This window comes from Thermodesulfobacteriota bacterium, from assembly GCA_036397855.1.
Classification (GTDB): domain Bacteria; phylum Desulfobacterota_D; class UBA1144; order Nemesobacterales; family CSP1-2; genus DASWID01.
In genome coordinates, this window is the sequence record DASWID010000167.1 from 1 (window position 1) to 8377 (window position 8377).

The window sequence follows — 8377 nt, forward strand, 5'->3', positions numbered from 1 at the left end:
GTAATATTACAATAACTAACTATGTCCATAAGTTCCGGAGGAAATAAATGGCTAAGTCACAGAGAAAATACGGCCTTTTCATTAACGGCAAAGAAGTCGATTCGGTGAGCGGTAAGACATTTATCAGAGAAAATCCAGCCACTGAAGAACCGCTTGCCGAGATCGCCGAGGCACAGAAGGAAGATGTTGAGAAAGCTGTAAAGGCCGCAAAACATGCCTTTGAGAAATGGTCTCATGTACCTCCGAGGGAGCGCGCAAAGTTTATTTCTCGCCTAGCAGAAGCGCTAGATAAGCATAAGGACCAAATAGCAATGACAAATACCCTCGAGACGGGGAAGCCCATTCGGGAAAGCCGTATTGTAGAGGTTGCAAATTCCGTTAGAACGCTTGAGTATTATGCTGGAGCCGCCAGCAAACTGAACGGTGAAAGCATGGTGGTTTCAGATGATCAACTTACCATCACACTTAAGGAACCCGTAGGAGTTGCCGCTCACATTATTCCCTGGAATTTCCCTCTTCTCCTCTCATTCTGGAAAATAGGAGCCGCGCTTGCCGCTGGATGCACGATCGTTTTGAAGCCAGCAACCGATACCTCGTGTGGCATCATGGAATTCGCCCGGATAACAGCGGAAGTGGGATTACCGGAGGGCGTTTTCAATGTAATACCTGGAAAGGGAAGTGTAGCGGGTCAGGCATTGATTGAGCATCCGGATATAAGTAAGATCGCCTTTACGGGCTCTACTGAAGTAGGCAAAGGCGTAATGCATACCGCCTCTCAGCGTATAAAAAGGGTTTCACTCGAACTGGGGGGCAAGGCTCCCTGCATAGTTTTCAATGATGCAGAAATAGAAGAAGCAGTTGAAGCAAATCTTAGGGGTGGTTTCTTCAACCAGGGCGAGAATTGCACGGCTGTTACCAGGCTCCTCCTTCATGAAGACATCTATGACAATTTTCTCTCGCAGTACATTGAAAGAGTAAAGAAGATTCGCATGGGGGATCCCACAGAAGAGGAAACTGAAATGGGCTCTCTGGTTTCCAGAGCACAATTCGAGTCAGTGAAATCATACTTTGAAAAGGGGGTTGAAGAGGGAGCGAAGGTTCTTGTCGGAGGAGGTCGTCCAAAGCGATTTTCAAAAGGTTACTTCTTCGAACCGACAGTTCTGGCAGATGTGAAACCCTCAGCTACAGTTGCGTGCGATGAGATTTTCGGACCAATAGTCGCCGTTATGCCATTTAAGACCGAAGAAGAGGCAATAGAAATAGCAAACGACACAATTTACGGGCTTGCAGGAGGAATCTGGACTCAGAACTTAAAACGAGCGTTGAGGATGGCAAGGGCTGTTAAAGCAGGCTATCTTTGGGTCAATACCTATGGAGGAATTATCCCTGAGACACCATATGGGGGATTCAAACAGAGCGGTATTGGGAAAGAGCTGGGAACTGAGGGTCTCGATATGTACCTTGAGACAAAAGCCGTAAACATATTCATCGGAGATAAGATGCCGAGATGGTATAGGGGTTGATCAATTATTCACCTTTATAAATCAGTACGGGCACTTCGACAGGCTCAGCGTGAACGGCTGTTGCTAGCCATTCACGGATAGGGGGGTTTTCCAACCCCGCATGAACACCCAGCCTGTCCTCAGTCTCAGAAATAAAAATTTATTTATCATCACCCCTCTCGTATTCACCCCAAAATGAATTGAGGGAGGTGGCAATGTTAGAAGGCGGAAACTTCTGTGATATCTTTATGATTGTTTTACCAATCAACCATTAAACTAATGAGACACTATTTTAAAGATAAACGTAAAATCTTTTACATAATCCTTAGAGCATGTTTAGTTGTGATCTTGTTATTCTTGTTACTATGGGGGGAATCTCTTTATCGCACTGCATACATAATTTCGCATGTTGTACCTGGGGTGCCCAAGTGGTTTGAGCTGGGCAAATATGATATTCAGTTTGACGAATTCGAATTTAAACGACAGATTGGAACCAATGATCTTAATAAAGTCGATTACACAACACAGATGGTTGACATCCACCGACCTAAAGGTCCTCAGAAATCATCATTCGTTATACTGTTTCCCGGATTTACAGATAAAGGATCAAAGGACCCTAAACTCGTTAATTTCGCAGAGGCATTAGCCGCAGCAGGTATTGGAGTTGTCATTCCTCAATCTTTTACAATCCGCAACAGCGTTTTTACAACAAATGACATTGATCGTATAAAGCACACTTTCACATTTTTACAAGGTGAAACCTATGTAGCAAAAAAAAGGATAGGAATAATTGGTTTTTCTGTAGCGGGTTCTTATGTTCTCAGAGCTACATCTTCGCTCGGAAGTGAACCTCTTTTTATTCTCTCATTAGGAGCCTACTATAGTCTGAGTGACCTCATTGTCTCTATTGTTACTGAAAAAGCGGTCTATGACGGTCATGAACGAAGTTGGAAACCAAATCCATTCCCAAAAAAACTTTTGCGAGACTATCTGAATAAGCAAATTGGCACCGAGAAGGCAGAAGAAGTCTTTACAGATAATGGAATTACCCTTGAGGAATTGAGTCGGGATAATAAGAAATTTACAGAAAAACTTGATGAACTTTCCCCGTATCCAATCTTATCGGAAATAAAAACCACTGTATTCTTAATGCATGACAAAAACGACGGTAACACACCGGTTGAAGATGCCCGAAAAATTCGTGATGCTTTGCCAGAGAATATTCCGGTTTACTACACGGAACTATCGATAATGAATCACATAACACCAAATACATTTCTAAGTTTCGATTTCATAAAGTTATTCCGGCATGTTTTAAGTATTGTGAGGTTGCTTGTCTAATACGAAATAACACCCCCATCTTTATTCTTCCCCCGTCAAGGGGGAAGAGAAATGTTAGGAGCAAATCGGTAATATAGGTTACAACGGCGTACCATAATAATCTTGGCAGGATAGTTTAGTCCCAGACAGACCATAGATTTCGAAAAGAGATGTATAAAAAAACATGACTGACCCCGAACAATCTCCGAAACAATAACGAAAGGTGATCAACTCATGGGTAATGTATGATTGGGCTAATTCTGCGTTTGCCACAACTGTTATGGCCGCAATTCTTCCGGTCTATTACAGTAAGGTCGCCGGAGCAATACTATTGAGCAGAGTCGATGTTAAGCGAGGCATACATAGAGCCCGGGAGGAAGATATGAATGCAAAGATTTTATTGAGTGAGAATTGAATATCTGTCAAACAACATCAAACTTAAATTTATAACATCGAAAGGGGTTGATACTAAAGCAATCATGATGATATAATGGAAAACAAGGAGGAGTTAAGATGAACAATCCAAATAGCTTGGCGAAACGGCTTCAGGCCAATGAAATCATATTAATTGCATTAATAGCCCTATCTGCCATCGGGATCGGCGTAACCGACTTCTCCCCTAAATATGGTTTTTGGTATTGGATGGCCATGGTGCCCATATTCGGGGGCTTCAGCTTATACACCGGGTGGTCGAGGGCGACGCACCAAGGTATAGGTGTCTCGACGGTAATACGAACCCAATTGCTTCACTGGATTGGTTTACTGATCGCTATAGTCCTGGTTTTCTTCCTTCTCAGATCAGGAAGGATTAACAACATTGATGCTGGACTTGTCGCACTGTTGATGTTTGCTTTTGCGACTTTCTTAGCGGGGGTTCACTTCGATTGGAGATACATGGTGGTGGGCATAATCCTTGGAGCGGCTGTGGTCGGTGCGGCTTTGGTACAAGAGTTCATCTGGATGATAATGATTCCCATTGTTGCAGGCGTAATACTTGCGATTATCTGGTGGTGGAGAACAAAAGAGAGGGTCGAGGAGATTTAATTTATCAAGATAACCATGATACACTAGCACCTAGCTTCTATCGGATATTATCAGCACTAATTTCCCTGATAGTATTTGATGAAACTCTCTGCAGCAAGCTGCAGGGTATCATAATAGAAACTGAAGGGCTCAGACGTCATTGCGAGGAGCAAAGCGACGAAGCAATCTAGAAATGAGATTGCTTCACTCCGTTCGCAGCAACTGTGTTAAAAGTCAACTCTTTTTTTATAAATAAAAAAACAAATTTGTATAAGGTAGTCTGAAATAATTTTTAGCTCACACATGGCTGATAGCACTCTCTTTTAGACAACATTGCATTGAGCATCCTTAGTAACTTATGCATACACGCTGTTATTGCCACCTTCTTTTTCTTTCCTCTCTCCAATAGTCGTTTGTATAAAGCCCTTATTCTTGGATCATGTCTTATAGCTGATAACGCTGCCATATATAGAGCGGCTCTTACTTCACTGCGTCCCCCCTTTATCCTCTGCTGCCCCTTGAATCTACCGCTTTCATTCTTAAACGGTGCTACCCCAACCAATGCCGCTATCTTCTTACGATTGATCTTCCCAAGCTCAGGTAAATTCGCCAATAATACCGATGATGTCTTCTCCCCTATCCCCTTCGCACTCTCCAATATCTCCTGATTCTCCCTCCACTCCCGCTTCTTTCTTACAACCTCCCGAATCTGCTTCTCTAGTCTCTCTATCTCCTCACTTAGATTCTTTATCATCTTCTCACAGCTCTGTCTTATGGCCTCAAAAACTCCAGGCTGTCCTAACCGCGCCTTCTCAGCTCCCCGCATCACCACCAACTGCCTCCTCCTACTACTAAGCTGCTGTAATAACTCCTGTTCCTCTAAGGGTTCTGTCATCGGTTTTATCTTCTTACTATAAACCTCTGCATAATCCGCTATCACAGATGCATCTAGCTTATCACTCTTTGCCAACTGCCCACTTGCCCTACCATGATGATGAATCTTATAAGCGTGTTCCCTGCTCACTCTCACTCCCCTACTGATTAATGCATTCAACACCCCGAGCTCACATCCCCCGGTAGGCTCTAGTACTACCAATTCCGGATTCATAACCTCCAACTTATCGCATAACTCATCAAAATCTCCATTTGCCTGTGTCCAACTCTCACCACTGGGAATTATACAAATATCTAGCTTATCCTTAGAAACATCAATCCCAACAAAACAACCCCTATCCCCCCTGGCCTTCCTACCCTTTACTTTTGGTACGTTCATCATTATCCTCCTAATATAGACTTGTAACCAACTAAAATCTTTTCGGGTCCTTACTTGTGGATCCAGGCTCTAAAGTGGCCTATACAACTGTTCGGACTAATGAAAAGACGGGGCAAAGCGACTAAGCTGCGAAACGGTCTCATTGGACCAAATGACAGGCAGTCTGCTTTGCCCAAGTTGGTTCACCTGATCAGGATAAACCAACTCATAATTAACATACAAATGACAGGCTAGCGGAAATCTTCCTTCGACCCTTCGGCAAGCTCAGGGCTCAGGACAGGTTAGGTTTCGATTCCTTAGGTTCTATATATGCGGGGTTGGAAAACCCCGCCTATCGTTATTGATGACGGCGTTTAATATGGATAGTCGGGACATTCTTGTCCCGATAGATTTCCACCTCAATGATCTTATGGATAGCCTTGTCCTGAGCCCGTAGTGCTGAGGTTAATCAAAAATTAACTCACATCAACCAAATTTTGGTCAAAGAAATCTTCTATAACTTTTAACACATCTTTTCGTACTTGATCTGAATTTACTTCCAAAACATCTACAATCTCGTCTGTAATTCCAGCCGGTGTATGTTTTCCATCACACAGCTCCCATATAACATCTGCCATCTGATTTAAAACATAGGTTTTCCTTGTTTTTGGATTAAAAAGCAGGACCTCTTCGTCAATTTCTTCTCTTAATATTTCGGTTTTCCTGTTTATTTTCTGACTTGTTAAATTGTAATTAGTCGATTTCATTTTTTTTGACGCTTCGACATTTGACATTTATTCCTTCAAACTCTGATTGCCGAGGAAATAAACAAGTATCCTATATTAGTCCATTAATAATTTCACAAGCTTTCGACAAATCTTTTATTTGCAAGGAATAACACTTTATATTTCTTACAATACTTGCTGCTGTTTTGAAACCACTATCCACAAATCTATTCTGATTAAGGGTGCAACCCATTAAATTTAATACAGCACTTGAATTTTTTATATCACTTATGAATGTATTTCCATTTGAACTATATTTAGGAAAAATTATTGATGATATGGGAAAAGATTTATTCAAAGGGGCCAATACCTTTTTTGAAGGTATTCCAAGGTGGATCTTCTTTGATTTATGACCGTTGTATAATTTGTAACCATAACAAGTTATTTCCGGTTTTAGAGAAGGAAATAAGGATAAAGTATTATCTCTAATCATTATAGCCCTTGGAAATCCAGTAGCTCTCAATGATTTCAGATTAATTGCTGTTATATCATCTGAATAATATTTAAATCCGTGTTTTAACAATGATATGACAAGTGTGCTCTTGCCACTTTTTCTAGGTCCGGGGAGAACTAAAGCAATTCCATTTCTAATAACTAACGCTGAATGAAGGATGAGATGATCGTCGAAAGTTTGTATAAAATCGTTCTGAAAACATACAAGTAAATTTATAAGAAGGTCATTACGATCATTTGCTTTGTAAACAATGCTTCCGTTTTTTTTTATAAGATGTTTACCATAGCCATTTCGCCTCAAATAAACCCTATATTCAACGTCAGCCACATGTTCCTTACTGTTAAATTGTAATCCAGACGTAAGTTTTCGCAATCGATCAAGGAAATCATAGGAATTAGAGAAAACTTTAATAAAAAGTGACGGAACATTTTTCGTGTAAAAAAATTTATAATCTGAGCTCAGTTTCTCACTAACCATACGAAACCATTGAACAATGTCATTTAATTAAAATGGAAGCTTTTTTAAAATCCCAATTCTAATCTTGCCATAGAATGATATCTATAATTTCGTTACACCAAATATACTTCAGTATTTAAGACCTAACCTTTTAGTTAAACTAAGTCATAACTCTTGCAAACATTTCTGATCTACTAACGTGGGGGAATATTTGGAGGGGGACCAGGAGGACTAAATGGGGGACCAGAAGGACTATATGGGGAACCACTGGGCCCATTACTTGCTCTTGCCACTTTGACTTTCCCTAGAAACATAATAGCTGGAACAGAATAGATCCCTATCTTTAATAGTCTCCTCCTGACGCTATCTACACTAGTATCCTCATCTTTTATAATTTCGGCCATATTCTCATCTCCTTAAACAATTTTTGATATAATCATAATATTTTGTTTAATCATAGTAAATTGTACTTAAGTTATAATTATTTCAGTGAAAAAGTATTATGTGATACTTAGTTATGGAGTCTACGCCGTTCAATGACCGGGATTTACCAGGATTGCAATCAGTTTTTCTACAAATCCTTTTTTTCTTAAGTGTCTTTGATTAAATCTAAATTCTTTCTCTTTTATATAGTAAATAAGATGTTTCTTCGATACTCCATGATGCTTGACAAGATGTTCCTTTAAATATAGCCAAAATTCTTCGACTCCATTTATATCAACTGGCTTTTCGTTTATTTTCCCGATATCTTCTCTTATATCATTTTCAATTACAATCTCTCCCCTACTTATTTCTCGGAGGGTTTGCTCCTTTATATCATCTCGTAATACTACATATACTCGACTATCCAATTCGTATAGACAAAAAATCGGTTTACTTTGAATTCGCGCCTCACCGGAATGCTTAACTGTTCTTGCCTTCCTGTAATATCTCCCGCCCTCCTCTTTCCTTTTTTCGTTCTTAATATCTGCATACCTCGCATCTTTCCTCGCCTGCCCTAGGAGATGTTTCATCTCGAGTTGCTCATAGTCATAAATAGCTCTCCGAATTGTAGAAAAACATTTATGTACCCTTTGTTGAGGTAGTTTCACTTCTTTTGCGGTTTGATTAGCAGTGTGTCCATAAGCAAACCACCAGAGCAGTTCATACCAGTGATCTAGAGGAAGAAAGCTTCTGCTAAGACGAGTATTGGTGAGGGCGGAGAACTTGTATTTACAACGACGGCAGTAATATCTTCCATTTGATAGTCTTGATAAACCACGATACTTGCAACGCAGACAATACCTTTTTACTGGAAATCTTGAGCGTTCAAAAATTCGAAATACTTTGGACACGCTTAAATTGCCTGAATTCTTTTTAATCATTATATAATATCACCAAGCTATTGTCCGTGAAACACGTAACTTAACACGATTAATTTTAAAAAGTGCTTGACATTATGTTTTAGTTTATTGTAGAATCGACAGCAAGTTATATCGCTCTTTGAAAGAAAAACTTTAACGATTTCAATAGTCGGTAGATATACCTAACCGATAAAGGCAAACCGTTAGAAAAGCGGGACGCAAAACTACAGGATTGAAGGTTA

Annotated in this window: 9 protein-coding genes and 1 riboswitch; of the genes, 4 read left to right on the plus strand and 5 right to left on the minus strand. The window is 40.2% G+C overall.

Annotated elements, in window-relative coordinates; all coding sequences use genetic code 11:
- Positions 1–47: 47 nt before the first annotated feature.
- From VGA95_12985 to VGA95_13000, 4 genes are all read left to right on the plus strand, one after another.
- Positions 48–1523, plus strand: a complete 1476-nt coding sequence (locus VGA95_12985) for an aldehyde dehydrogenase family protein (protein HEX9667454.1) — start codon at positions 48–50, stop codon at positions 1521–1523.
- Positions 1524–1922: 399 nt separating this feature from the next.
- A complete protein-coding gene (locus VGA95_12990; protein ID HEX9667455.1) occupies positions 1923–2843 on the plus strand; it encodes a hypothetical protein in 921 nt (306 codons plus the stop codon).
- Between the two features lie 220 nt (positions 2844–3063).
- The gene (locus VGA95_12995) at positions 3064–3237 is read left to right on the plus strand and encodes a hypothetical protein (GenBank protein HEX9667456.1); all 174 of its coding nucleotides are present in this window, start codon (positions 3064–3066) and stop codon (positions 3235–3237) included.
- Between the two features lie 116 nt (positions 3238–3353).
- Complete coding sequence (locus tag VGA95_13000; protein HEX9667457.1) at positions 3354–3866, plus strand: hypothetical protein; 513 nt, start codon at positions 3354–3356, stop codon at positions 3864–3866.
- Positions 3867–4137: 271 nt separating this feature from the next.
- Here the strand turns inward: VGA95_13000 and VGA95_13005 are convergent, their stop codons facing one another.
- The 5 genes from VGA95_13005 to VGA95_13025 form a co-directional block, all read right to left on the minus strand.
- A complete protein-coding gene (locus tag VGA95_13005) occupies positions 4138–5121 on the minus strand; it encodes an IS110 family transposase (protein ID HEX9667458.1) in 984 nt (327 codons plus the stop codon).
- 452 nt (positions 5122–5573) lie between these two features.
- Positions 5574–5891 carry a PqqD family peptide modification chaperone gene (locus VGA95_13010; protein HEX9667459.1) on the minus strand — a complete coding sequence of 106 codons (318 nt, stop codon included), beginning with the start codon at positions 5889–5891 and terminating at the stop codon, positions 5574–5576.
- A gap of 43 nt (positions 5892–5934) precedes the next feature.
- Positions 5935–6663, minus strand: a complete 729-nt coding sequence (locus VGA95_13015; protein ID HEX9667460.1) for a hypothetical protein — start codon at positions 6661–6663, stop codon at positions 5935–5937.
- A gap of 323 nt (positions 6664–6986) precedes the next feature.
- Positions 6987–7196 (minus strand): hypothetical protein, encoded by a 210-nt coding sequence (locus tag VGA95_13020; GenBank protein HEX9667461.1) that lies wholly within the window; start codon positions 7194–7196, stop codon positions 6987–6989.
- A 129-nt stretch (positions 7197–7325) separates the two neighbouring features.
- Entirely contained in the window at positions 7326–8156 is an 831-nt protein-coding gene (locus VGA95_13025) for a hypothetical protein (protein HEX9667462.1), read from the minus strand.
- Between the two features lie 163 nt (positions 8157–8319).
- A riboswitch (cyclic di-GMP riboswitch) is annotated at positions 8320–8377 on the plus strand. This riboswitch is flagged as partial in the annotation.

Excerpts from the sequence above, each read along its gene's own strand:
- VGA95_12985 (HEX9667454.1), top strand. The coding sequence starts at position 48 with ATGGCTAAGTCACAGAGAAAATACGGCCTTTTCATTAACGGCAAAGAA.
- VGA95_12995 (HEX9667456.1), top strand. The coding sequence starts at position 3,064 with ATGTATGATTGGGCTAATTCTGCGTTTGCCACAACTGTTATGGCCGCA.
- VGA95_13005 (HEX9667458.1), bottom strand. The coding sequence starts at position 5,121 with ATGATGAACGTACCAAAAGTAAAGGGTAGGAAGGCCAGGGGGGATAGG.
- VGA95_13010 (HEX9667459.1), bottom strand. The coding sequence starts at position 5,891 with ATGTCAAATGTCGAAGCGTCAAAAAAAATGAAATCGACTAATTACAAT.
- VGA95_13020 (HEX9667461.1), bottom strand. The coding sequence starts at position 7,196 with ATGGCCGAAATTATAAAAGATGAGGATACTAGTGTAGATAGCGTCAGG.
- VGA95_13025 (HEX9667462.1), bottom strand. The coding sequence starts at position 8,156 with ATGATTAAAAAGAATTCAGGCAATTTAAGCGTGTCCAAAGTATTTCGA.